We start from the raw sequence: 24,570 nt of genomic DNA, 5'->3' as shown, positions 1-24,570 counted from the left end.
CTGCAATTGCGAGGGGGTTTTCGCTTATGACTGCAAATAAACCACCTGAGTTTGCAGATACTCGTTCAGACCATGTTTACCATCGGCCCCACCAATCCCGGACTTGCGCCAGCCCGCGTGGAAGCCCTGCATTGCTTCAAAGTTTTCGCGGTTGATATAGGTTTCGCCAAACTTCAGCCCTTTGATGGCCTTCATCGCGACATTCAGATCCTGCGTATAAATAGAGGAAGTCAAACCGTAATCGCTGTCGTTCGCCATCTTCAGCGCCTCTTCCAGCGTGTCGAAGACCACTACGGGCAGCACCGGGCCGAAGGTTTCTTCATGCATGATGGTCATCTCCTGACGGACATCCAGCAGCAGTGTTGGCGGGTAGTAATAACCTTTACCTTCAATCGCTTTTCCGCCGAGTACCACTTTTGCCCCTTCCTGTACCGCACGCGCCACTTTTTGTTCCACGCGTTCAAGCGCGGCGGCGTTGATAAGCGGCCCCATCGCAATGTCATTGCGTTCTGCCGGGTTACCAAACTGCACGGATTTCATCGCCTCGCCCAGACGGTTCACAAAGCGGTCGTAAATGCCCTTCTGCACATAAACACGCTCGGCACAGTTACACACCTGCCCGGTATTGATCACACGCGAATCAACAATCGCCTTCACGGCCAGCTCCAGGTTCGCATCGTCCATCACGATGGCTGGCGCTTTACCGCCCAGCTCCAGGCCAACCTTAGTGATGTTTTTCGCGGCGGCGGCCATGATTTTCTCACCGGCGCCGACGCTGCCCGTCATGCTCACCATCGCCACTTTCGGGTTGCCCGCCAACTCCTGGCCCACGGTTTCACCACGCCCCAGAACGAGGTTAAACACCCCTTTCGGCAAGCCGATTTCATCCACAATTTTGGCAAAGGCAATGGCGTTATTTGGGGTGAACTCGCTCGGTTTGATAACAATGGTGTTGCCGGTCAGCAACGCTGGCGCGAGCTTGCGGGCAATCAGGAAGAACGGGAAGTTCCACGGCAGAATGCCGGTGGTCACGCCAAGCGCGCGTTTAAAGACCAGGATATTCTCGCCAGGTCTGTCACTCTGGATGATTTCTCCTTCGTAGCGGCGCGCCCACTCGGCCATGTAGTCGATATAGTCGGCAGTAAATGCCACCTCGACTTCCGCCAGCTGCTGAATTTTCCCGCCTTCGGCCACGATTAAGGCGCTAATTTCACTGGCGCGCTCGCGAATACCCGCTGAAATTTTCCGTAGCCAGTTGGCACGCTGAATAGCAGGCAGTGCTTCCCAGTCGGCCTGGGCGCGGTCAGCGGCCTCGATAGCTTTACGCGCGTCTTCAGCGCGACCGTCGGGAATACGGGAAATGACCTCTTCGGTTGCCGGGTTGATCACATCAATCCAGGCATCACCCTGCCAGGCAACAAACTGACCATCAATATACATCGGATGTTGTACGGGTACTGTCATGACCTGCTCCTGTAATTACACTGTTTTTGACAAGTAAATTTATTGTTAAAAACTACAATCACAGGGCTGCATTCCTACCCTATCGCGCTGTTTTTGTGAGATATCTCATAAAAGAATCGCGTCAGCAGATTTTTATAATTACAAATTGGCAACATAAATTGCCCGTTTGCGGAAAACCCTGCGCAAACGGGCAGCAGGCTAGATAAGTGAGCGGCTGGTCAGGGCATCGGTCAGAATGGTGTCACAGCGTAAAATCTCCCATGACCTGAGTACCGCATCAGGGAAATCAACGTGCGCGATAAAGTCGCGACCCGCAGGGCCATACCCATTGGCATCATCAAACAGGCGCGGCAGCTCACCAAGCACCAGCGACAGATAACGGTCGACAGGCCATACGCCTTCGCCACCGCCACAGAATACCAGCCCCTTGTCACTGTTTTGCAGTTGCGGGATAAACCCAGGGTGGCTAATCCACTGCGGTGAAACCGGCTCATCGCGGCAGACGCGGGCGAAGGTCGCCATTGTGCGTCTTTGCATTGTGGGATCCTGAACCACCAGCACATGTTCAGCCAGAGGGCGCTGCTGCTTCATCATATTCCAGCTAAAGCGGGCATTTTCGCCACAGTTGGTTGACTGGTCATCTAACCGGACATGTTCCGGCGGTACATGCCAAAACTGGCGCGCCACATCTGCAAGGATGCTGGCTTCCGCCCTGCCCGTGGTGGCAATGCCGTGGTAGCGAGGATGATGTGCAATCGCGGCATACAGATACGACGTGGAATGGCCGATCCCACCACTAATCAGCAACGGCACGTTTTGCGTTGCCGCAAACCGACAGGCAGCATCAATGGTCGGGATCACCGCATTTCCCGCCAGCACTACAAAATCAATGTTCTGCGCCGCAGTGCCCGCGTTGACATCATCCTGCGCCAGCCACTCACCTACGGTGTTGACGGCGGCCAGTGTTTCGTCTGGCAGGCACGGAAAGATCGCCCGGTTCATTGTATACTCCTTATGCGCTTTTCTGTTCAGGGTAGCGGTTTTTTCCTGACAAAACAGAGGAGCACTCTGAAAGCCGGGACACCAAAACCCGCTCAATTTGTCATCTTTCCAAATAACCAAAAATATCCAAAAAGAGGCAGGTTGCAGCTGCATTTTATGCTTTTAATGACAACGCATACAAAAGATCATGCCACTCATACCGCCTGAAAAAGCACCGGTCGCTGCATATTTCATCGTAACCTGACCAGTGCGCGCTCCTCTCCGGTGGGCTAATCAGTAGCAACATGACGGGTGGCAGCTGCGCCTTGCCCGGCCATTAATCCCAGGGAGTCAATCTATGCAACAACAATGGTCTGCCGTAGATAATTTCATGATTTCTCGTCTTATACCTCAGGATGACGTGCTCCGGCAGGTACTTGAAAACAATAAACGCGCCGGGCTACCGGAGCATGATGTTGCCGCCAATCAGGGGCAGCTTCTGGCACTGTTTGTCCGTATGACGCAGGCAAGGCGCGTTCTGGAAATCGGCACTCTGGGTGCATACAGTTCAATCTGGATGGCGCGCGCCCTGCCGCCTGACGGGCAACTCATCACCCTGGAAGCAGACCCGACCCATGCAAATATCGCCCGACAGAATATTCATCTGGCAGGCCTGGACACGCGCATCACCTTGATTGAAGGCTCTGCGCTGACATCACTTGAAAAGCTGGGCGATATTCTGCCGTTTGATCTGATCTTTATTGATGCCGACAAACCAAATAACCCGGGTTACCTGGAGTGGGCGCTGTACTACTCCCGCCCGGGAACCTTGATTATCGGCGATAACGTGGTACGTGATGGCGAAGTGATTAACGGACAGAGTGACGACGCGCGCGTACAGGGCGTGCGGCGGTTTATCGAGATGATTGGGGATAACCCACGTTTAACCGCCACCGCGTTGCAAACGGTGGGGGTTAAAGGTTGGGATGGGTTTACGCTGGCGATGGTGAATGGGTGAAGGTACGGCTCCCTCGCCTTATGGGAGAGGGAGAAAACAGAGATTTAACCGGAAATCTGCTCCATCGCCTGTAAAATACGCTTATCCGAAATCGGATACAGCGTACCAAGTTGCTGCGCGAAGAAGCTGACGCGTAACTCCTCAATCATCCAGCGGATTGCCTGAACGTCTTCATCGTCACGGCGGGCTGGCGGCAGTTTATTGAGCCACTGCTGCCAGGCCTGCTGCACACTTTCCACTTTCAGCATTTGCGCGCGATCGCGATGCGGATCCACGACCAGCTTCTCAAGGCGTTTTTCGATAGCCAGCAGGTAACGCAGCGTGTCACCCAGACGCTTAAAGCCGTTGCCGGTGACAAAACCACGGTACACCAGCCCCGCCATCTGGGCTTTTACGTCCGACAGCCCCAGCGCCATGGTCATATCCACGCGCCCTTTCAGGCGTTTGTTAATATTGAACACGGCCGTCAGGATCTGCTCTACCTGTTTGGCGATGTCGACCACGGTGTCGTTCAGCTCTGCGCGCACTTTATCGTGCAATTTCGCAAACGCCTCTTCCGTCCAGACCGGGCCGCCCGCCTCGTCAATAAGCTTGTCCACGCCGCAGGAGATGCAGTCGTCAATCAGGTCCAGCACTTTCCCGTACGGGTTAAAGTAGAGACCCAGTTTGGCTTTGTTCGGCAGTTTTTCGTGCAGATACTTAATCGGCGACGGAATGTTCAGCAGCAGCAGGCGGCGTAAACCGCGCCACATCATTTGCTGCTGCTCCAGCGGATTATCAAACAGCTTGATCGCGACACTGTCACGTTCATCCACCAGCGCAGGCCAGGCCTTCACCTTGTAGTTTCCGCGTTTCTGCTCGTAGCTTTCCGGCAGTTGACCAAAGCTCCAGATATGCAACCCGCTCTGTTCGATACCGTCATCCGCCACGGCAGACAAGGTTTCCTGTACCTTACCTTTGAGCGCATCTTTCAGCTCCATCAGGGAACGCCCTTCCAGGAGCTTTTTGTTTTTATCGTCCACCACGCGGAAACTGATTTTCAGGTGATCGGGCACCTGATCCCAGTTCCAGTCGTCGCGGTCGATGGTCGTGCCGGTCATACGTCGGAATTCACGTTCCAGCGATTCCAGCAGCGGCAGTTCCAGAGGTGTAACGCGGCCCAAAAATGCCTCGGCATAGTTCGGCGCCGGAACAAAGTTACGGCGCACCGGTTTTGGCAGCGACTTAATCAGGGCAATCACCAGCTCGCGGCGCAGGCCGGGGATCTGCCACTCAAAACCGCTCTCTTCCACCTGGTTTAACAGCGGCAGCGGGATATGTACCGTCACACCGTCGGCGTCTGCCCCTGGCTCAAACTGATAGGTCAAACGCAGCTTCAGGTTGCCCTGATGCCAGAAGTTCGGGTAGTCCAGCTTGCTGACCGATTCCGCCCCTTCTTTGATCAACATGCTCTTTTCAAAGTTGAGCAGGTCTGGCGTCTCTTTACTGGCTTTCTTCCACCAGCTGTCAAAGTGGCGTGCAGAAATCACGTCATGGCTAATACGCTGGTCATAAAATTCGAACAGCGCATCGTCATCCACCAGAATGTCGCGGCGTCGGGATTTGTGCTCAAGCTCTTCCACTTCGGCGCGCAGTTTCAGGTTTTCACGGAAGAACGCGTGGCGCGTCTGCCAGTCACCTTCAACCAGCGCATGACGAATAAACAGCTCGCGGCACAGCGCCGGGTCAATCTGGCTGTAGTTGACCTTACGCGCCGCCACTACCGGCAAGCCGTACACGGTCACTTTTTCTGTCGCCATGACCGCGCCCTGCGCGCGCTCCCAGTGCGGTTCACTGTACGAGCGTTTCAGCAGGTGCTGAGCAACCGGCTCAACCCATTCTGGATCGATGCGGGCAGCAATACGCCCCCACAGACGGCTGGTTTCCACCAGCTCGGCCACCATTGTCCACTTCGGCGGTTTTTTGAATAAACCAGAGCCCGGGAAAATAGAGAAACGAGCGTTACGCGCACCGGTAAACTCCTGCTTCTCGGCGTCTTTCATACCGATATGGGACAGAAGCCCCGTCAGCAGTGAAATATGAATTTCGCGGTATTCAGCCGGCTCGCTGTTCACCGGGATGCCAAGCTCTTTCACCACCTGGCGCAGCTGGGTGTAGATATCCTGCCACTCACGCACGCGCAAATAGTTTAGGAAATCAACCCGGCACTGACGGCGGAACTGGTTAGACGACAGCGCTTTCTGCTGTTCACTCAGATAGTTCCACAGGTTCACAAAGGCGAGAAAATCTGACTCTTTGTCGTGGAAACGGCGGTGTTTCTCATCGGATGCCTGCTGTTTATCCATCGGACGCTCGCGCGGATCCTGAATGGAAAGCGCCGAGGTGATGATCATCGCTTCACGCACGCAGCCATGTTTTTGCGCTTCCAGCACCATACGTGCCAGTCGCGGGTCAACCGGAAGCTGGCTGAGCTGACGCCCCTGCGGGGTCAGTTTATACGCCGTTGCCTGTTCGTCAGTGGTGATGGCGCCTAACTCTTCCAGCAGGCGCACGCCGTCCTGAATGTTGCGTTTATCCGGCGCTTCCACAAACGGGAACGCGGCAATATCGCCCAATCCTAACGCGGTCATTTGCAGAATGACGGACGCCAGGTTGGTACGCAGGATTTCCGGGTCGGTAAACTCCGGACGGGAGAGGAAATCATCTTCAGAATAAAGACGAATACAGATCCCCTCAGATACACGACCGCAACGCCCTTTACGCTGGTTAGCAGAGGCCTGGGAAACCGGTTCAATCGGCAGGCGCTGCACTTTGGTGCGGTAGCTGTAGCGGCTGATACGCGCCGTACCTGGGTCGATTACGTACTTAATACCCGGTACGGTCAGTGACGTTTCCGCCACGTTGGTTGCCAGCACGATACGACGCCCGCTGTGCGCCTGGAATACGCGGTTTTGCTCGCTGTTTGACAGACGGGCATACAACGGCAGGATCTCGGTATGGCGCAGATCACGCTTGCTCAGCGCGTCGGCGGTATCGCGGATTTCGCGCTCGCCGCTCATAAAGATCAGGATATCGCCCGCGCTTTCGTTCCCCAGCTCATCGACGGCATCGAAAATAGCCTGCAACTGGTCGCGCTCGGTATCGTCCGCCTCTTCAACAATCGGGCGATAACGCACTTCCACCGGGAAGGTACGGCCAGAAACTTCGATAATCGGCGCATTGTTGAAATGCTTCGAGAAACGTTCCGGGTCGATGGTCGCGGACGTAATGATGATTTTCAGATCCGGGCGGCGCGGCAGCAGCTCTTTCAGATAACCGAGCAGGAAGTCGATATTCAGGCTGCGTTCATGCGCTTCATCGATGATGATGGTGTCGTACTGCATCAGCAGGCGATCCTGCTGGATTTCCGCCAGCAGAATACCGTCGGTCATCAGCTTGACCATGGTGTTATCGCTGACGTGATCGCTGAATCGCACCTTGTAGCCAATGCAGCCGCCCGGCTCCGTTTGCAGCTCTTCGGCAATACGGTTCGCCACGGTACGCGCCGCCAGACGACGAGGCTGTGTATGGCCAATCAGCCCTTTCACACCGCGCCCCAGCTCCATACAGATTTTAGGTAGCTGTGTGGTTTTCCCGGACCCCGTCTCCCCCGCCACGATCACCACCTGGTTGTCGCGTACGGCGTTGAGAATGTCCTGTTTCTTCTGGCTGACAGGCAGGTTTTCCGGGTAGGTGATTGCCGGACGCGCGGCTTCGCGCAGCACAACTTTCCCTGCCGCCTGTTCAATCTCTTGCGCCATCTCCTGGTAAATGGCCTGTTGTGCATCAGGATTTTTAACCTTCTTCACGCCATGCAGACGGCGGGCAAAACGCTGTTTGTCCCGCAGCATAAGGGAATCGAGCTGTTGCAGGAGCATCGGGAAGGATAATTTTTGTTGTTCTGTCATAGCGTTAACGGGCAGTGCTCTGCCTGGTAAAATCTCATTTTAATGATTGGTATAGATTACCACATTGCGGCTTTGGCCGCCTTATTCAAAAAAATCGAACATAGGATTCGATATATTGCGCTATCCCTGCGACAGGATTGTGAATAGAGTGTCAACAAGCAACGGGGCAACCCCCTTCAATCAAATGCACAACAGGAATCACCCATGAGCAAAGTATTAGTTTTGAAATCCAGTATTCTGGCAGGGTACTCTCAGTCTGGTCAGCTGTCTGACTATTTCGTTGAACAGTGGCGTGAACAGCATTCTGCTGACGAAATCACCGTACGTGACCTGGCGGCTAACCCGATCCCTGTGCTGGACGGCGAACTGGTTGGCGCACTGCGTCCGAGCGATGCTCAGCTGACTCCACGTCAGCAGGAAGCGCTGGCGCTGTCTGATGAGCTGATTGCAGAACTGCAAGCTCACGACGTTATCGTGATCAACGCTCCAATGTACAACTTCAACATCCCAACTCAGCTGAAGAACTACTTCGACCTGGTGGCGCGTGCTGGCGTAACTTTCCGTTACACCGAAAAAGGCCCTGAAGGTCTGGTGAAAGGCAAACGTGCGGTTGTGCTGACCAGCCGTGGTGGTATCCATAAAGATACCGCAACTGACCTGGTGACCCCATACCTGAGCGTTTTCCTGGGCTTCATCGGCATCACCGACGTGAACTTCGTGTTCGCTGAAGGTATCGCTTACGGTCCGGAAGTGGCGACCAAAGCTCAGTCTGACGCGAAAGCCGCTATTGACGGTTTCGTAGCAGCATAAGATTTAGCCCTCTCACCGCCCGGTGGGAGGGTTTTAATTTTCCCCCGTATTTCGCTATCATCCGCTCCCACTCTCCAGCCGGGTAGCCTGATGTCTGTCATTGTTGATACGTTTATTGCCCCACCTTGTCCTGATGAGATAGAGATCCTCTGGCAGGACGAACACATCGCGCTTATCAATAAACCGTCCGGGCTGCTTAGCCTTTCCGGTAAAAACCCGCACAATCTCGATTCCGTCCATTATCGGCTGGTAAAAATATTCCCTGGCTGCACGCTGGTGCATCGTCTGGATTTCGGCACATCCGGATTAATGGTGATCGCCCGCAATAAAGCCATCAACGCCGCCCTGTGTTACCAGTTCAGTCAGCGCACCATCAGCAAGGTGTATACCGCCCTGCTTTGCGGGCATATGGAAGACGATGAAGGGATAATCGATGCGCCGATTGCCAAAGATCCGGCGCTGTTTCCGCTGATGTCAATTTGTGCTGTCACCGGCAAACCGGCTCGCTCTCGCTACCGGGTTATCGATCGCTTTTATCAGGGTGCGGAACTGCCGTTAACGCGGGTCGAGCTTATCCCGGAAACCGGGCGTACTCACCAGCTGCGCATTCACTGCCAGCAGACAGGACACCCGATTTTAGGCTGTGATTTGTACGGAGGGCTTGCGTTGCCGGGCACAGAAAATACCGCGAGGCTGATGCTACACGCCAGCGGACTGGATTTTGTTCATCCGGTCACCGGGGAGTTAATAAAGGCGCGTAACGCCAGCCCGTTTTAGATACGGCTTACCACATCAAATCGTCAGGGATTTTGAAATCTGCGTACGGGTCGTCTTCATCTTCCGCTTCTTTGCTGAGCGCGCTGTTCAGCACAATGCTGTCTGCATCACGCTGGGCAATTTTATCCGCCACAACTGCCGGGATAATCGCGTATTCACAGTCACCGCTGGCGTTAATCACCAGACGCGCGATGGCGAGGCGGCCATTAATCAGCTGCGTCTGGGTTTGCTTATCCACCTCAATCTTTTTGATAAGATTGCCGTCGGTGAAGTTAAATGTGATATTGCCTCTTGAGACCGAAATACGGTTCATTTCAATCAACTGCTTGACCTGAGCTTTAAACTCTTTCGCTAACACAGCCTGTTTCTGCTGCTCGCTCAACTGCTTATCACGCTCGATCTGCGCTTTTTTGTTCTCTTCTACCGCTTCTCTCGCCTCGCGGGCCTGAACGCGTGATTTTTTTGCCGTGCGCTGAACTTTGGCCATTTTCTTGCTGGTCACTAAGCCCGCTTTTAGCATCTGCTCTTGTAAGGTGAGTTTTGTCATTTTCGTTTCTAAACCGGTTGGAGAATTTCGGGGGATTATACAGGGGATTGGTCAGAGTGTGCCACGCCGGAGGCGGTGATCGTGAAGAAGTGGCCGCGAGCGCGCATAACCGGGACAATTGTATTGCAAATGCATTCCTGGTTAAACAATATTACGTTCATCTCTTTGTCTGTAATACTCTTTACGCTTTATCGTGCAGCTAATCTAAACCTTATGCCCCCTATTAAAAAAACAGGAGTTCAGAGATGATCAGGATTTTCCATAGCGACCGGATGGATAACAGTGAAGAGGCATATAAAGCATGGTTATATGAAAACCCGACGGGCTATGTTGTTAATTTGCCGAAAAGCGCCAACGGTACCGGGCGAAAAACAGACGCTACGCTCACCCGCGTCCATAAAGCGTCCTGCCCAACCATAAATGGCGGAGAAGATTCAGCATTTACCACTTCTGCATATTTCAAATGCTGCTCGCCAGGGCGTGAAGAGGCGGAGCAGGAAGCAAAAGACATTACCGGCCTGGAGTCGTTGCAGCCTTGCGCTAAATGCATGTGATTCATAACGACTATACGGTGTTCAGACCTGACTGGAATGCCCTAACCCTGTGAGTGCCAGTACTCCGGGGTTGCGGCACCTGTTCTTATGAATGCACAGGTGAAAATCAATAGCTATGATATGCCATTAGCAACGTACCATATAGCGTCGCAGCACAGAGCAGCCGCATCAAATATATTTCTAATACTCTTTCGCCCTCTAAATAAGACTGATGATTCAGCTTATCTTTTATCGTCCTTTTTTCGGCCTTATCACGCCCTCCCGTGATTAACGTCTTCTTCAGCGAAACGAGAAACATAATAGACCCCACGTAAAATCACACCCTGTTAACTGCTATGATAATAAACTCCCGGATTGTTAAAGGTGAATTAATTTGATGCCTTTATATTTTCAAAACAATTAAGCGAAAAATAAAAACCCAATAAACCTCTTATCTCCTCGTCAATTAACCACACAAACAACAACACCTGTCGTTCAATCCCAGTGTAAAAATCTGGCGTCCCGCCGCCCCAAAAACCATAAGCTCAGGTTAATACTCAAGCGTTGTGATTTTCACGCCTGGTGGGTTGCTAAAGAGAGGGCTCGCGCAGAGTGGCACCTCGCTTATTCTCCTTCTTTCCATTATGGGATATATTGTGAAACCCACTCTTTTTAGCAGGTAACATTGGCAATGGCTCTGATCCCCAAAAACTACGCGCGGCTGGAAAGCGGCTATCGTGAAAAGGCGCTTAAAATCTACCCCTGGGTATGCGGGCGTTGTTCGCGGGAGTTTGTGTATTCAAACCTGCGCGAGCTGACGGTGCACCACATCGATCACGACCATACCAACAACCCGGAAGATGGCAGTAACTGGGAGCTGTTGTGTCTGTTTTGCCACGACCACGAACACTCTAAGTACACCGAAGCTGACCAGTACGGCACCACCGTTGTGGCGGGTGAAGACGCGCAAAAAGATGTTGGCGAGGCAACCTATAATCCCTTCGCTGATTTAAAGGCGATGCTTAATAAGAAAAAATAATATCGTTAGCGGGCTTGTCGGCTCATCCTGCGGGGAGAGGAAAATAGATCTCCCTGTCGGGCCGGTAGCCATGTGTCGCCTGAACGAAATCGACTGTGCGCGACATCCCGTTCGTGCAGCAATCTCAGCGCCGGATAACCCCTTCTCAATACGGCAATCGCATCACACCTTTTAAATAATTGAATAGCCCCCTCAACGCGCATTTAAAGGCGGCATATTTTTTGTTTGTGATATCTCGACATCGCTCTGACCATGGTCTAATGTGATGAATAGTAGAATTTTATTGTAGCTGTGAATGCTTCTCACGCGTTTTTGGGTTGGTTGGAAAAAACATATCGATGTTTAATTAACGCCATTAAACGAGTAAAACAAGACAGATAACAATATGAAAATTTATAATTCACGCTATAGCAAGCTGATAAAACTACTGGATTTTTTCACAGTCAATATTCTGGTCTTTACCTATTTAAAGTATTTTTATACCGACCCTACCACAGCCAGCGCACTTCTGGGCATCATCTTCTCATTGGTATTTATTCGTATTAACGAATATTTTCACCTGTACACCGGAAAGCTGAAAGGTCGTTATTTAACCAAATCACTGACACTCATTATAAGCATATGTCTGAGCAGTATTGTTTCGTTTTTATTTTTTGTGATTGCCGAAAAACTTATCAATAAGCAACCATTGGAGAATTTTATCCTGCTGGCTGAGAGTCTGGCGAAATGTTCGGTGTTTATATTTATAATCGTATTCCTTGTTCGTGTAATCAGTTCTTATTATCTTTTTAATTCACCGTTACGCGTAGCGATCCTCGGCATTACGCCGGCAGGTCTGGCCATTAAAAACGCACTACAAAAAGAATATTCACAGCGTGGCTTCACCATCACCTACTTTGAAGACCGCAATAACCAGCGCGAAAGTTCGCTTATCGGCATCGAACGACACGGCACCCGCAGCGATCTGCTGGCTATGGCGAAAGCGGGCGAAATCGACGAAATTTATATTGCGCTGCCCATGGTCGCCCGGCAGCGCATTAAGCAGTTTTTGAACGAATTCTCGGACACGACCGTGGATGTGTTTCTGGTACCGGACCTGTTCTCTTACAGCCCGCATATTTCCCAGCTGCGCATGTTCGGCAACCTACAAACCATCAGTATCTTTACCTCCCCGTTTGACGGTGAAGGCGCCATCATCAAGTACATTGAAGATATGATCCTCGGTTTTTTCTTTACCCTGATCAGCCTTCCGGTCATGATCCTGGTGGCCATTGGTATCAAAATCACCTCCCCCGGTCCAATTCTGTTTAAGCAGAACCGCTATGGCCTGAACGGTAAGCAAATCGAGGTGTGGAAGTTCAGAACCATGCAGGTCATGGAGAACAGTACCGTCGTTACTCAGGCGACCCGCAACGATCCGCGCATTACCCGGTTTGGTGCGTTTTTACGTAAAACTTCACTCGATGAGCTGCCACAATTTTTCAACGTCCTTCAGGGGCGAATGTCGATAGTCGGCCCGCGCCCACACGCAGTGGCGCATAACGAGCAGTACCGCGTACTGGTCGAAAACTACATGATTCGCCATAAGGTAAAACCGGGGATTACCGGGCTGGCACAAATCAACGGTTTTCGCGGCGAAACCGATACGCTGGATAAAATGGAAAAGCGCATTCAGTACGACCTGGACTATATCCAGTCGTGGTCGCTGTTCCTCGATCTTAAAATCATAATTTTGACCTTCTTACGGGGTTTTGTAGGTAAAAATGCGTTCTAGGTTCGCTATCCTGGCTGGTCTTCTCTCTGTGCCTTACGCACACGCCGACCTCCAGGCAAAACCGCACACTGGTATCGCTGGCATCGATTTCGAGAGCCAGTTGGGCTATGACATTGGCTACGATGACAATGTGACCTGGCAGCACGATAGCCAGGATGCAATTGGCTCAAGCTACCAGAACATTAAACCTGTCGTGAAAGCCATGGGCGAGCGCCAGGAAGACCGGTACTTGCTGATGTATTCCGGCGATTATCGTTACTATGCCAACGATAGCGCGGATAATCGCAACAACCATTATTTCATGTTCAACGGTAACTGGCGCTTCGGCGACAAACATGGGCTGGCTCTTGACCTCGAAGAAACTCTGGGTCATGAAGAGCGTGGCCGCGATACCACCGAAGGTTTTTTACCCGAGCAATTTAAAGAATTTGGCATCGATAAGCCTATCGGCACCCGCTTTTTCAACAGCGAGTTGCGCTACAGCTACGGTGCGCCAGAGGGTCGCGGTAAGGCAGAACTCGCGCTTCAGCATAAGCAACTGCGTTTTCGCGACCTCGACAGCATCAATCATGCCAGTGATGACTTCGGCTACTACATGCGCGATCAGGAGTGGCATGAAGACAGCCTGGTGGCCGACGTGTTCGACCAGAAAGCAAAAACGCTCCGATACCGCTATAGCTTTATTACTAACCAGCGGCGTTACGAGCTCAATGAGCTTAAAGACAGCAATGAGTATTACCTGCTATTCGGTATGAAAAACCGGCTGACGGGGAAAACGGAGATTAATGGCAACATCGCCTGGTTGTATAAAGAGTTTATCCATAACCCGAATTCGCAGGGTTTTAACGGTCTGAACTGGGATATTACCGCTGACTGGGCACCGCTCGAGCAGGTTAACGTTAACCTGCACAGCTCGCAGCGAATTAAAGACCCAACCGATTCTGGTGGGTATATTCTGGTATCAACGACAGGCATTGGCTATGAGCATCACTGGGTGGTGGATCGTTTTTCGACCTTGATCGATTATTCCTATATTACCGAAGACTATAAGCACCAGAGTGATAAGCGCAAAGATACGTCAAATCTGGTGTCGTTGACCTTTAACTATGATTTTCGTCCATCCATTAACTTTAAGCTGAAGCTGCAATGGAACACCATGCACTCCAATAAAGACACGGATACTTTTTATATTGGCCCGGACTACACACATGCAGTTGACCGCACCCTGGGCTATGACGATTCGGCCATTATTTTTATGACGCAGGTACAAATATGACCTTTTTAAACAGGAATCTGGCGATGCTTCCGCTGCTGGCGCTGCTGCTGGCGGGATGCTCAACCCCGCAGCAGTCCATCAAAACGCAGCCGAATACCGTTTACCTGCTGAGCCATGGCGATGAAGTCAACATTAACGTCTCCGGCGAACAGGATATGTCCATGCGGGTAAAAATCGATAACAGCGGCAACGTTGATTACCCGTTTATTGGTGTGCTGCAACTCCAGGGCAAGACCCCTGAACAGGTCAGCAAAGAAATTGCTGACAAGCTTCGCGGCAACTACCTGAAAACGCCGATGGTCACGGTAAGCGTCGCCGAATACCGCAAAGTTTATCTGCTGGGTGAAGTGAAAAAACCGGACGGCTACGCCTGGGAGCCAGGCTTAACGGCGGAAAAAGCCATTGCGCTGGCGGGCGGTTTTACCGATCGCGCTGACCGTAAAGATATTCAAGTTAGACAGTCTGGCAGCGGTCAGCTGCTGAACAATGTCGCCGCAGACTCCGCCGTTCAGGCTGGAGATACCATCATTATTGGCATGAGCTTCTTCTAATATGGCAATTTCATTGGTAGAAAACGGAAAAAAGAAAGAAGGCTTTATCGACTTCACGCCTTATTTCAACAAGATTAAGCACAAGCTTATCTGGTGCCTGGTGGTGGTGATCGTTGCCGCCGTGGCGTCATTTATTTTGACTCGCTTAATGTCCTCGAGCTATACGGCGACGGCTACCGTGCTGTTTAAAGCGCAGTCATCGGATATCTCTCCCCTGCCACGCGTAGATAATTACGACTCCACGCGCAACGATTACTACGAAACCAAATATGCATTAATGGGTTCGCGAGTGGTGCTCGATGCCGCGGTGCGTAAATTAAAGCTGTATGAGGATCCCGAGTTTAACGACGGCGATAAACAGGATGAAGCCGGGCGTATCGATAATGCGATACTGGCGCTGCAAAAGAAACTGACCATTTCCGGCGTGCGTTCTACCCAGCTGGTTTCCGTTTCTGTAGAAGCCAAATCGGCACAAAAAGCGGCAGATATCGCCAACGGCGTCGCTCAGGCCTTTATCGATTACAGTTTGCAGCAGAAGAAAAACACTCTGCTTCAGGCACAAAGCTCGAACGAACAAATGATGGACGAGCTGAAAAGCAAAATGGATCAGCAAAAGGCGGAAATCGATACCTTCCTCAAGCAAAATGGGTTGCTGACCTTCCGCAGCGTGGATGGCTATGAAACCGAGCGCATGGGGATCGCGATAAACCGCCTGGCCGATGCGACCCAGCGCCGACTGAAAGCGCAGACCGAGTGGGACAAAGTCCGCCAGCAGCAAGGCAAACCGGTTGAGCAGATTATCTCTCTGCCAGAAATATCCGGTCATCCACAGATTCAGGATCTGCGCATTGCCATGATCCAGACGCGCCGTGAGCTTTCCGATGCGGCGGAACACTATGGGCCGATGCATCCGAAGTATCTTCAGGCGCAGGCGCAAATGAAGGCGGTAAGCGCCCAGCTCGGTCAGGTGTTAGGTGAGCTGTCAAACGGCCTGCACCAGCAGTATCAAATCGCGCTCGACGATGAGAAGCACTACCAGCAAATGCTCGACGAGGAAAAAGCAAACTTCCAGGCGCTCGGTGCCAGGCGTGATCAGTACAACACCATGACCACTACGCTCAACAAAACCGAAGAGCTGTATAAGTCGCTGTACCAGCGCGCCAATGAGCAAAAGCTGTCGGAAAATCTCTCGGTGCCGGATGAGGTGATTTACGATGCCGCCGTTCCACCGGATCGTCCGTCAAAACCGCAGCGCGGCCTGCTGATTGTGATGATCACCCTGATGGCACTGGCGCTATACATCATGTACCTGATCGTCGGTACCGCGATGGACAAAACGGTGAATAGCCTCAGCGAGCTGAAAGCAAAAGCCGCTCTCGACGCCAGCGGTGAATTCCCGCAGTTGCCGCATCTGGACAGTGCGAAACAGATTTTCCACAACGTCCAGTATGCCGACATGATCCACAGCCTGCGCCTGGCATTGCTTAATCGCCGGGATAAACCTGCGACCATTCTGGTGACCTCAGTACAACCCCGGTTCGGCAGCTCGCTTATCGCCGAACTGCTGGCCAGCTCCGCCAGCAAGTCACGCAAAACGCTGCTTATCGATCTTGATTATCTGGCCTCTAAGGGGTTATCGGCGAAGTATCCGCAGCAGAAACAGGGCTTCAGCCAGCTGCTGAACGGCACCGCCACTGCGGAACAGGCGATCGTTAAACTGGATGACCAGCTGGACTTCCTTGCACGCGGCGAGCTGAACGACTCTTCCCTGCTGCTCTTAACGTCCGAACGCTTACCCGCCCTGCTGGCAACACTGCACCAGACGTACGATACGCTGGTCATCGATACCCCAGCACTGAGCCTGGCGCAGGATAGCCTGCTGCTGGCAGCGCAGAGCGACATAAACCTGCTGGTGGTGAAAGCCGGCGAGCAGGCGGCACGGGTTCGCGAGGCGGCGCTTCGTCTCAAAAGCGCTGGTGATGCCCCGGTCGCGCTCCTGCTCAACCAGGTGAAAGAAGAGAACCTGGAAACGCAGGAAGGGAAACGTCTGCTCGATCGTGAAATGCACGAACTTATTTCACCGAAATAGCGATTATGAATCTCATCAGGAGCATTTCATCCATCGCCAGTTCGTCAGTGCTTTCGCAGCTGATTGGCGCCTTTTCGGTCTGGCTTATCTCGCATCGCTACGGGATGGCGGAGGTCGGCCATTACGCGATGATCTACAGCAATGTGCTGATCGGCGCACAGGTGTGTATGTTTGCCTCCCAGCTGCTGATCCCCCGCCAGGAGGATCACCAGTTAGGGCAAAACGTGGTGTTTTGTGTGTTACAGAGTCTGGTGATGGCTATCCCCTGGGCGGTGATCACCGGGCTTATCTTTAACCTGAATATTGCCTTTCTCTATTTGCTGACCTTCGGTTATGCACTGGTACTGGTTGCCGAAAACCTGTCGCTGCGCGGCGGGAATTACCCGTTCCTGACCTTCCAGCGTATCGCCGTGTCGCTGGTTGTGGCTGTCGCCCTGCTGGTGATGCCCAATCCGATGCTGTTCTATCTGGCGTGGATGGTCGGCATTTTATTGCTGATAAGCGGCTGCCTGATCCGCCTGTTTAATTTCCGTAGCCTGACGCTGAGCAACTTTTCACTGACCACTAACGCCCGCTTTTTACGCGAACACTGGCAGCATATCAGCCGCGTTGGCAGTGCCGAGGTCCTGGCAATAGCCAGTAATAACCTGCCGACCATGCTGATTAACATCTGGTTCTCGCCGCTGGTCGCCGGGTATTTCTCGGTGGTCAGTCGCTTCTGTTTATCGCCGGTGATGATCATTGGCAACGCGGTGCGCAACTCCATCTTTTCTAAATGGTCGATGGATTTTCGTAACAACACCTTTAACTACCCGGAATATAAAAAGGTACGCCTGATGCTGATGGGTGCTTCGGTGGTGTGCATTCTCGGCATCTGGATTTTCTATCCGCTGGTGATGCGTCTGGGATTCAGCCAGGAGTGGCTGAACTCGATCCCGACCTCACGCTATATGCTGCCCTATCTGTTTGCCGCACTGGCAGTCAGCCCGCTGACGGTCATTGAGCTGATTTTCGGCTCCCGACGCTATTTTCTGCGTATTCAGATTGAGCAGATCCTGATTATTGCCGTCGCCTTTATCGCCCTGCCAAAATTTGGCGTGGGTTATCAAATCGCACTGTTGACCTTCTCGGTGCTGACCAGCGTGCGCTATTTGTTCATTCTCATCAAAATGAACCAGCGGGCGAAATCGCTCTGGGTACAGGAGCAGAAAATATGCAGTTAAATACTGGCCGCTACCTTGAAGCCTACGCCCTGATAACCCTGGTATTCTGCGGCACGGTCCAGTACTTCACCGGCATTGCGGCGATCCTGTGGCTGCCCTTCTTTATGGTGCTGGTCATGGCGGTACTGCTGCTGATGCAAAACCGCCCGCAGCCGCTGCGCCTGACCGGGCGCGAAAAGGTGATACTGACGCTGTACCTGACGTTTATTTCCCTCGGGCTTGTCTCTACTGTTCTGCAATCGGGGATTGTGACCACCATCGTCGGCTTTAAAAACGAGCTGGCGTTGTCGCTGCTGATGCTCTGTATGTTGCTTGGGATGGTCCGTGAATCGCAACTGCACAGGTTGACCCAGCTTTTCTACTGGATCTTCTACGTGCAGATCCCGGTCGCGATTTATCAGGTGATTTTTATCGTTCCCCAACGCGTGGCCCTTCGTGGTGAGGATGAGAAGTGGGACTCGGTGGTCGGTACGTTCGGCGGCGACCCAATGGGCGGCGGCAACACTGCGGCAATGGGGTCATTTTGCCTGCTGATCATGCTGCTGAAGCTATCGGAGTATAAACACGGGATCTGCTCGTTAAAATCGCTGGTGGTTCACATCGCGCTGGGCTTTTTCCTCTGCGTGGTGGGCGAAGTCAAATTCATTATCCTGCTGTCGCCATTCCTGCTGGCACTGCTGTGGGTTATGCCCGGCTATGTGCGCGGAGTCAGTGCCGTCAGCCTGCGTTCACTGCTGATTATCGCCGTCGGGATGGCGCTGTTAATCTTTATCGCCATTACCGTTCTGGCATCAAACTATTCGGCGGCCTTTGGCGGGGATCCAACCCGCAGCGCGCTTTCGGTATTTATTGACTCGCTAAGTTATATTTTTGATGCCAACTACATCATGCCAAGCGGCGAACTGGGACGCTTCACCACCGTCTTCTTCTGGCTCCAACATAACGACCTTTTCGGCCCGGGCGGGATGCTGTTCGGCTACGGTCTTAACGCCACCAACAGCGGCAGTACGGTTTCACCGGGGTATATTGGCGCCTGGTATCACCTGATCCTCGATTCAACGTCCTTAAGCATGTTGCTGTGGGAAGTGGGCATTATCGGCATCGTGCTGTTTGTCTGCATGATTGGCGCCGTGCTCGTGGCGATGCGGCCAAAAGAGACCTTTGCCCGTCAGGATCTTAATCGTGAGGATCTCCAGTTGCTCAGCTCGGCACCGGCGTACTACGTCTTTGTCATCGGCTGTCTGCTCAGCCTGCCCTACAGCCAGATCCTGATGATTGTGCCGATGCTACAGTTTTTATTATGGGTGGCCCTCGGGGCGCTTATCGTCATCCACCGCTCTATCCGCCTGAACTCCGGTAACGAACATGAATAAAAAACCCTCTATTACCGTCAGCATCAAGACCCTGAATGAAGCGCAGGGCATTGAGAAAACAATCGACAGTGTCCGCAAACAGCTGCAACCCTATCCGCATCAAATCATCGTTGCTGACAGCCTCTCGACGGATAACACGCGGGAGCTCGCGTTAGGTAAAGACGTGATGGTGGTGTGTCTGGATAACATTAGCGATCGCAGTTGCGGTATCGGCCACCAGCTCGGCTGGCTGTATAGCGAGGGCGATTACCTGCTGCTGCTGGATGGCGATATGGAGCTGGAGCCGGGCTTCCTTGATACCGCCGTCGAATTTCTGGAAACCCATCCTGAGTATGCGGGGGTAGCCGGTAGCGTTGATATGGATGATGCATCCAACTACGAGTTCAAATCGCGCAAGCAGCGCCTGCACCTAATCTATCCCCACGGTGATACCGACCACTTAGGTGGCGGGGGTCTGTATCGCCGTTCGGCCATCGAAAAAGTCGGCTACCTGACCAACCTGAACCTGCACGCCTATGAAGAGGCAGAGCTGGGCATCCGTCTGGGTGCTGCGGGCTACAAGCTACACCGACTGGAAGTGCCCTACTTTAGCCACACCTCCTACACCATGCCGACCTTCAAAATGCTGATCTACCGCTGGAAGAACCGTTTCCTGTGCGCGCCTGGTGAGCTGCTGCGCGGCTGCTGGGGCAAAGCCCATTTCCCGGCCGCGTTGCGCATTGTTCGTAATGAGCTGATTTTCACCCTGTATCTGTTGATTTTGCTTGTCTGCCTGCTGACTTTTAACGGTAAGGTTATCGCCATTGCGCTGCTGCCACTGCTGGCGTTTATCGCACTGAAAACAATCAAAAACAGATCCCTGCGCGATGGTGTGCAGAGCGTGATTAACTTATTTATGTTTTCAGCGGGGATGCTGCGCGGGATGGCCCGTGCAGTCCGTGACCCGATGCAACGCCCGGCGGTGACCGTGTTTAATCCAAAGCATATCGATACCGAAAATGAAAATTCTCTTCGTTAACAAGTTCTTCTTTATCAAAGGAGGCGCGGAAACCGTTTATTTCCAGGAGCGGGATGCCATGCTGCAGTCCGGTTACCAGGTCATCGACTTCAGTATGAAGCACGTGGAAAACAAACCGTCACCGTGGGAAGAATTTTTCGTCCAGAATGTCGATTATCACGACAGCCACGGTTTGATGAGCCGGGTCAGAGCCGGGGTGGATTTTATCTATAATTCGCAGGCCTGTGCGAAACTCAACACGTTGCTGCTCCGCGAGCGGCCGGATATTGTTCATTTCCACAATATCTATCATCAGATAACGCCCGCCGTCATTGGCGTGGCAAAGCGCTTTGGCTGTAAAACGGTACTAACCGCACACGATTACAAAATCGTCTGCCCCTCCTACACCATGCTGCGCGACGGCCACGTCTGCGAAGAGTGCCTGACCGGATCAGTCAGCAACGCGTTTCGCCACCGCTGCCAGCAAGGCGATACCTTTAAAAGCCTGCTGCTGTCGCTGGAAGCATACTGGCAGAAGTTCGCCAAAAATTACGCCATGCTCGACTGCATCGTCGCGCCAAGCGAGTTTATGCGCCAGACGCTGCTGCGTAAGCTCCCTGACACCCGCATCGACGTTATCGTTAATGGTATCGATGCCAGCACCACCGTGCCTGGCGAAACGGCGGGCGACTATTTCCTCTATATCGGCCGGCTGAGCCGTGAAAAAGGGGTATCTACCCTTGCCCAGGCACAGCAGAAAATGACCCATAACATGCCGCTTAAAATTGTCGGCGATGGTCCGCTCGGCAAAGAACTGCGCGCCCGCTTCAGTGGGCCAGAATTCCTCGGGTATATGAAACACGGTGAGGCACTGAACAACCTGATTCGAGGGGCCCGCGCGGTTATTGTTCCTTCCGAATATTACGAAAACTGTTCGATGTCAGTGCTCGAAGCCATGGCCTTTGGCCGCCCGGTTATCGGCGGCAACATTGGCGGCATTCCGGAACAGATCCGCGACAACCGGGATGGTTATCTGGTGGAGCCAGGCGACAGCGACTCGCTGGCGCAGTTGATGGACAGACTGGCCGCAGACCCACAACGAGCGCGTGAAATGGGGATTAGCGCCCGCCAGCGTCTGGAAGAAAAATACGATCTTGCCCGTCATATGCAGGTGCTACAGGCGCTTTATCAGCAACTTGTGGGAGAGACAACATGAAAGCCAAGGTGACGGTGCTGGGTACCCGCGGCATTCCCGATGTTCAGGGCGGCGTAGAAACCCATTGCCAGAATCTGTACCCGGAGATCTATCGTCTGGGCAACGCGGAGATCTGCGTGCTGGCCCGCTCGCCCTACGTGAACTATCGCCGCAGTGAATATAAAGGTGTTAAACTCAAGAGCTTATGGGCACCGAAAAGCCGTAAGTTCGAGGCCATCGTTCACTCAACGCTGGCAGCGCTCAGTACCTTATTTGACGGCTCCAGTGTGGTTCACGTTCACGCCATCGGCCCTGGGCTGGTAGTGCCGTTGTTGCGCCTGCTGGGAAAACGCGTCGTGTTTACTCATCACGGCCCGGATTATGACCGCCAGAAATGGGGAAAAGTCAGTAAAGGGATGTTGCGACTGGGCGAAAAATGGGCGGTAACCTACGCCAATGAGGTGATCGTCATTTCCGAGGTTATCAACAATCTGATTAAGCGCAAACATGGCCGGCATAATGCCCACGTTATCTACAACGGCGTCCGCCAGACCGCGCTGCCATCCGCTGAAGAACAGGCGACGATCCTTGAAAGGCACGCCCTTAAGCCGGGACAGTATATTGTTGCCGTGGCCCGCTTTGTGGAAGAGAAAGGGCTACACGACCTGATAGCCGCTTATGCTGCGGCGGGTTGTAGTATGCCACTGGTGTTGATTGGCGATGCCGACCATGCCGATGAGTACAGTGAACAGCTAAAGAAACAGGCCTTCAGCACGCCGAACGTCTTCATGACCGGTTTTGTCAGCGGCCCGACGCTTCATACGCTGTTCTCACAAGCCGGGTTATTCGTCCTGCCCTCTTACCATGAAGGCTTGCCGATCGCCCTGCTTGAAGCCATGTCGTGGTCATTGCCGGTCATTGTCAGCGACATCCCGGCAAATCTCGAAATTGGCCTGCCGCAAGCGGACTATTTCCCTGTCGCTAACGTTCCGGCCCTGACGCAGAAGCTTCAACAATGGGTCGGAGGAGAGAAAGCAGATTACAGCCAGTTCCTGCCAAAGTACCGTTGGCCGGAAATTGCCGCCCAAACCGCTCAAGTGTATCAGCGCCTAACGTAAACAGGAAACACGTGTCGAAATCTACAGCAGAACTGGTCGTCGAGCGCTTCTATGCCGCACTTGACCAGGAGGTCGAAACCTCATTAACCCCGGAACAAAAGCGCGGAATTGAGCAGGCGCTGGTCCGCACTAATCTGGCGACGCGCCACCGGCTCGATTTTCGCCATAGCTTCCCGTTCCTCCACCGCCGCTACTTTGTGGTGTTTCTCTTTGGCCGTGATGTGCGCAAGGTATCGCGCGAAAGCACTCTGGTCGGGCGCATCTTCACTACACTGATCATTACCCTCGGGGTGTTGTTCTGCCTGCTGTCGGTTCTGCTGGCACTCTATATGCTGAAATCGGCATTAGGCATCGACGTATTTACCAACTTCCACGTCGGTATCTGGACGTGGTTTATGGACCTTCATGACAAAATGACAAGGTGAAATGAAATGCCGATGTCGTCTCTTCGTAAAGCGCCTTTGTTTCGTGCACTGCTGCTGGCGGGCTTGCTGACTTCAGGTTCTGCGGGTGCAGTCACCACGGTGGTTTCACCTCTGCCCTTCGACGGTCTGTTGACCAATCCGGGCATGGGTGTTGCCAGTTTTCATGACGGTTACGGTCAAAAACCCACCCTTGCGCAGTATCCCGACACCGGCTTTGAATACGAGCGTTTTTACTGGAGCGAACTGGAGCCACAGGAAGGGGTTTATAATTTTTCCCTCATCGACAACGCTTTTGCCGTTGCCGCCAGACACCAGCCGGCGATGAACGTCGGCCTGCGCTTTATGGCGCTCGATGAACCACAAACCGGTTCAAAAATTCCCGCCTGGCTGATTGCCAAAGGCATTAAAGGACAGTGGGTTGAAAACGGTAAAACCTTCGTGCCGGATCTCAGCGACCCAACCTTCATCGCCTACGCACAGAAACTGATCGGCACCATGGGCAAACGCTACGACGGAAACCCTGAGCTGGCCTTTATTGACATCGGCATGGTCGGTTCATGGGGGGAATGGCATAACTCCAATTTTCCTGACGTGCCGAAATTAATGGATAAATACACCCCCGCGCAGCTCAATCGTTATGTCGATATGCATTTTGATAGCTTCCCGAAAACCCCGAAAGTGATGCTCATCAGCGGCGGAGACTCGCTGGCATGGGCCAGCCGCCGGGGTGCAGGCTGGCGTGCGGACTGCTGGGGCGACTGGCGTAACTTCTCAACCGAGTGGAGCCATATGCGCGATGACTACCCGCAGCGTCTGGCTGCCGCGCAGGCCGCCGAGCCGGGCTTTAACGACAGCTGGAAACGGGCGCCGGTTAGCCTTGAGATTTGCGGCTATATGACTGAATGGCAAACCGTGCAGCACTATACCCGCGAGGAGGTCCAGGCGACCTTCGACTGGGCGATACAGCAGCACGCCAGCACGCTGAATATTAAATCGCGACCGATCCCCACCGAATATCGTGACATTGTCGATAAGGCCTTACTGCGCATTGGCTATCGCTACCGGGTGAATAAGCTGACGTTTGACACTCCACTTCTGGCCGGGCAACCGCTGACGCTGACCGTTAACTGGCGTAATGACGGTGTTGCGCCGGCTTATCTTGCCTATCCGGTGCAGTGGCGGGTGGTTAATGCCGCAGGCACAACCGTTCTGAAGCAGAAAACGCAGGACGATATTCGTCGCTGGTTGCCAGGTGAGATTCAAAGCCGCGTGGTGCTGGCCCTGCCTGCAACCCTACCCGCAGGCAACTATTCGCTGCAAACGGCAATTACCGATGCCCAGGGCGCACCGCGAGTCCAGCTTGCCAACAAAGGGAAAACCACCGATGGCTGGTATCAGATGGCCACTTTTGCTATCAGGTAAGCCTTTGGAAC

The 24,570-nt window shown here is 53.1% G+C and carries 20 protein-coding genes; 16 read left to right on the top strand and 4 right to left on the bottom strand.

Annotated features, from left to right (window positions below):
* Positions 1–24 precede the first annotated feature (24 nt).
* On the bottom strand, positions 25–1,464 hold the full coding sequence (gene aldA / locus HV107_RS22925; protein ID WP_182061035.1) for an aldehyde dehydrogenase: 1,440 nt from the start codon (positions 1,462–1,464) through the stop codon (positions 25–27).
* Between the two features lie 198 nt (positions 1,465–1,662).
* The gene (locus tag HV107_RS22920) at positions 1,663–2,466 is read right to left on the bottom strand and encodes a YdcF family protein (protein ID WP_182061033.1); all 804 of its coding nucleotides are present in this window, start codon (positions 2,464–2,466) and stop codon (positions 1,663–1,665) included.
* A gap of 337 nt (positions 2,467–2,803) precedes the next feature.
* On the opposite strand from HV107_RS22920, the gene HV107_RS22915 reads away from it, so the two are divergent.
* Positions 2,804–3,463 (top strand): O-methyltransferase, encoded by a 660-nt coding sequence (locus HV107_RS22915; protein ID WP_182061031.1) that lies wholly within the window; start codon positions 2,804–2,806, stop codon positions 3,461–3,463.
* Positions 3,464–3,507: 44 nt separating this feature from the next.
* Here HV107_RS22915 and hrpA read toward each other — a convergent pair whose 3' ends face one another.
* Complete coding sequence (hrpA, locus tag HV107_RS22910) at positions 3,508–7,410, bottom strand: ATP-dependent RNA helicase HrpA (RefSeq protein ID WP_182061029.1); 3,903 nt, start codon at positions 7,408–7,410, stop codon at positions 3,508–3,510.
* A 204-nt stretch (positions 7,411–7,614) separates the two neighbouring features.
* On the opposite strand from hrpA, the gene azoR reads away from it, so the two are divergent.
* Both azoR and HV107_RS22900 read left to right on the top strand, forming a co-directional pair.
* A complete protein-coding gene (gene azoR / locus HV107_RS22905) occupies positions 7,615–8,220 on the top strand; it encodes an FMN-dependent NADH-azoreductase (protein ID WP_014070219.1) in 606 nt (201 codons plus the stop codon).
* Between the two features lie 90 nt (positions 8,221–8,310).
* On the top strand, positions 8,311–8,997 hold the full coding sequence (locus HV107_RS22900; RefSeq protein ID WP_182061027.1) for an RluA family pseudouridine synthase: 687 nt from the start codon (positions 8,311–8,313) through the stop codon (positions 8,995–8,997).
* Positions 8,998–9,004: 7 nt separating this feature from the next.
* Here HV107_RS22900 and HV107_RS22895 read toward each other — a convergent pair whose 3' ends face one another.
* Positions 9,005–9,544, bottom strand: coding sequence for a DUF2058 domain-containing protein (locus tag HV107_RS22895; protein ID WP_182061025.1), 540 nt, complete (start codon positions 9,542–9,544; stop codon positions 9,005–9,007).
* 245 nt (positions 9,545–9,789) lie between these two features.
* Here HV107_RS22895 and HV107_RS22890 point away from each other — a divergent pair, with 245 nt between their 5' ends.
* The 13 genes from HV107_RS22890 (at position 9,790) to HV107_RS22830 (ending at position 24,559) form a co-directional block, all read left to right on the top strand.
* On the top strand, positions 9,790–10,098 hold the full coding sequence (locus tag HV107_RS22890) for a hypothetical protein (RefSeq protein ID WP_182061023.1): 309 nt from the start codon (positions 9,790–9,792) through the stop codon (positions 10,096–10,098).
* A gap of 670 nt (positions 10,099–10,768) precedes the next feature.
* Complete coding sequence (gene yajD / locus HV107_RS22885; protein WP_014070216.1) at positions 10,769–11,116, top strand: HNH nuclease YajD; 348 nt, start codon at positions 10,769–10,771, stop codon at positions 11,114–11,116.
* Positions 11,117–11,501: 385 nt separating this feature from the next.
* Complete coding sequence (locus HV107_RS22880) at positions 11,502–12,890, top strand: undecaprenyl-phosphate glucose phosphotransferase (RefSeq protein ID WP_182061021.1); 1,389 nt, start codon at positions 11,502–11,504, stop codon at positions 12,888–12,890.
* Positions 12,880–14,166: an outer membrane beta-barrel protein gene (locus HV107_RS22875; RefSeq protein ID WP_182061013.1), complete on the top strand. Its 1,287-nt coding sequence runs from the start codon at positions 12,880–12,882 to the stop codon at positions 14,164–14,166. Before HV107_RS22880 ends, HV107_RS22875 begins: the two co-directional genes overlap by 11 nt.
* Positions 14,163–14,717, top strand: a complete 555-nt coding sequence (locus HV107_RS22870) for a polysaccharide biosynthesis/export family protein (RefSeq protein ID WP_182061011.1) — start codon at positions 14,163–14,165, stop codon at positions 14,715–14,717. Before HV107_RS22875 ends, HV107_RS22870 begins: the two co-directional genes overlap by 4 nt.
* 1 nt (position 14,718) lies before the next feature.
* Positions 14,719–16,806 (top strand): exopolysaccharide transport family protein, encoded by a 2,088-nt coding sequence (locus tag HV107_RS22865; RefSeq protein ID WP_182061009.1) that lies wholly within the window; start codon positions 14,719–14,721, stop codon positions 16,804–16,806.
* A 5-nt stretch (positions 16,807–16,811) separates the two neighbouring features.
* Positions 16,812–18,029 carry a lipopolysaccharide biosynthesis protein gene (locus tag HV107_RS22860; protein WP_182061007.1) on the top strand — a complete coding sequence of 406 codons (1,218 nt, stop codon included), beginning with the start codon at positions 16,812–16,814 and terminating at the stop codon, positions 18,027–18,029.
* Positions 18,020–19,402: a capsular biosynthesis protein gene (locus tag HV107_RS22855; RefSeq protein WP_182061005.1), complete on the top strand. Its 1,383-nt coding sequence runs from the start codon at positions 18,020–18,022 to the stop codon at positions 19,400–19,402. The genes HV107_RS22860 and HV107_RS22855 overlap by 10 nt, the downstream gene beginning before the upstream one ends.
* Complete coding sequence (locus HV107_RS22850) at positions 19,395–20,420, top strand: glycosyltransferase (protein WP_182061004.1); 1,026 nt, start codon at positions 19,395–19,397, stop codon at positions 20,418–20,420. Before HV107_RS22855 ends, HV107_RS22850 begins: the two co-directional genes overlap by 8 nt.
* Positions 20,401–21,615: a glycosyltransferase family 4 protein gene (locus tag HV107_RS22845; protein WP_182061002.1), complete on the top strand. Its 1,215-nt coding sequence runs from the start codon at positions 20,401–20,403 to the stop codon at positions 21,613–21,615. Before HV107_RS22850 ends, HV107_RS22845 begins: the two co-directional genes overlap by 20 nt.
* On the top strand, positions 21,612–22,712 hold the full coding sequence (locus HV107_RS22840) for a glycosyltransferase family 4 protein (RefSeq protein WP_182061000.1): 1,101 nt from the start codon (positions 21,612–21,614) through the stop codon (positions 22,710–22,712). Before HV107_RS22845 ends, HV107_RS22840 begins: the two co-directional genes overlap by 4 nt.
* Positions 22,713–22,723: 11 nt before the next feature.
* Positions 22,724–23,137: a hypothetical protein gene (locus HV107_RS22835; RefSeq protein WP_182060998.1), complete on the top strand. Its 414-nt coding sequence runs from the start codon at positions 22,724–22,726 to the stop codon at positions 23,135–23,137.
* A 6-nt stretch (positions 23,138–23,143) separates the two neighbouring features.
* The gene (locus tag HV107_RS22830) at positions 23,144–24,559 is read left to right on the top strand and encodes a DUF4832 domain-containing protein (protein ID WP_182060996.1); all 1,416 of its coding nucleotides are present in this window, start codon (positions 23,144–23,146) and stop codon (positions 24,557–24,559) included.
* Positions 24,560–24,570 lie beyond the last annotated feature (11 nt).

It is taken from the genome of Enterobacter sp. RHBSTW-00175 (assembly GCF_013927005.1).
Lineage (GTDB): Bacteria > Pseudomonadota > Gammaproteobacteria > Enterobacterales > Enterobacteriaceae > Enterobacter.
Note: the sequence above shows the minus strand (reverse complement) of the source record. Positions and strands in the feature narration are given on the sequence as shown.

Excerpts from the sequence above, each read along its gene's own strand:
- HV107_RS22850 (WP_182061004.1), top strand. The coding sequence starts at position 19,395 with ATGAATAAAAAACCCTCTATTACCGTCAGCATCAAGACCCTGAATGAA.
- HV107_RS22895 (WP_182061025.1), bottom strand. The coding sequence starts at position 9,544 with ATGACAAAACTCACCTTACAAGAGCAGATGCTAAAAGCGGGCTTAGTG.
- HV107_RS22875 (WP_182061013.1), top strand. The coding sequence starts at position 12,880 with ATGCGTTCTAGGTTCGCTATCCTGGCTGGTCTTCTCTCTGTGCCTTAC.
- HV107_RS22860 (WP_182061007.1), top strand. The coding sequence starts at position 16,812 with ATGAATCTCATCAGGAGCATTTCATCCATCGCCAGTTCGTCAGTGCTT.
- HV107_RS22900 (WP_182061027.1), top strand. The coding sequence starts at position 8,311 with ATGTCTGTCATTGTTGATACGTTTATTGCCCCACCTTGTCCTGATGAG.
- HV107_RS22920 (WP_182061033.1), bottom strand. The coding sequence starts at position 2,466 with ATGAACCGGGCGATCTTTCCGTGCCTGCCAGACGAAACACTGGCCGCC.
- HV107_RS22840 (WP_182061000.1), top strand. The coding sequence starts at position 21,612 with ATGAAAGCCAAGGTGACGGTGCTGGGTACCCGCGGCATTCCCGATGTT.
- HV107_RS22855 (WP_182061005.1), top strand. The coding sequence starts at position 18,020 with ATGCAGTTAAATACTGGCCGCTACCTTGAAGCCTACGCCCTGATAACC.
- HV107_RS22915 (WP_182061031.1), top strand. The coding sequence starts at position 2,804 with ATGCAACAACAATGGTCTGCCGTAGATAATTTCATGATTTCTCGTCTT.
- yajD (WP_014070216.1), top strand. The coding sequence starts at position 10,769 with ATGGCTCTGATCCCCAAAAACTACGCGCGGCTGGAAAGCGGCTATCGT.
- azoR (WP_014070219.1), top strand. The coding sequence starts at position 7,615 with ATGAGCAAAGTATTAGTTTTGAAATCCAGTATTCTGGCAGGGTACTCT.
- hrpA (WP_182061029.1), bottom strand. The coding sequence starts at position 7,410 with ATGACAGAACAACAAAAATTATCCTTCCCGATGCTCCTGCAACAGCTC.
- HV107_RS22845 (WP_182061002.1), top strand. The coding sequence starts at position 20,401 with ATGAAAATTCTCTTCGTTAACAAGTTCTTCTTTATCAAAGGAGGCGCG.
- aldA (WP_182061035.1), bottom strand. The coding sequence starts at position 1,464 with ATGACAGTACCCGTACAACATCCGATGTATATTGATGGTCAGTTTGTT.
- HV107_RS22870 (WP_182061011.1), top strand. The coding sequence starts at position 14,163 with ATGACCTTTTTAAACAGGAATCTGGCGATGCTTCCGCTGCTGGCGCTG.
- HV107_RS22880 (WP_182061021.1), top strand. The coding sequence starts at position 11,502 with ATGAAAATTTATAATTCACGCTATAGCAAGCTGATAAAACTACTGGAT.
- HV107_RS22865 (WP_182061009.1), top strand. The coding sequence starts at position 14,719 with ATGGCAATTTCATTGGTAGAAAACGGAAAAAAGAAAGAAGGCTTTATC.
- HV107_RS22830 (WP_182060996.1), top strand. The coding sequence starts at position 23,144 with ATGCCGATGTCGTCTCTTCGTAAAGCGCCTTTGTTTCGTGCACTGCTG.
- HV107_RS22890 (WP_182061023.1), top strand. The coding sequence starts at position 9,790 with ATGATCAGGATTTTCCATAGCGACCGGATGGATAACAGTGAAGAGGCA.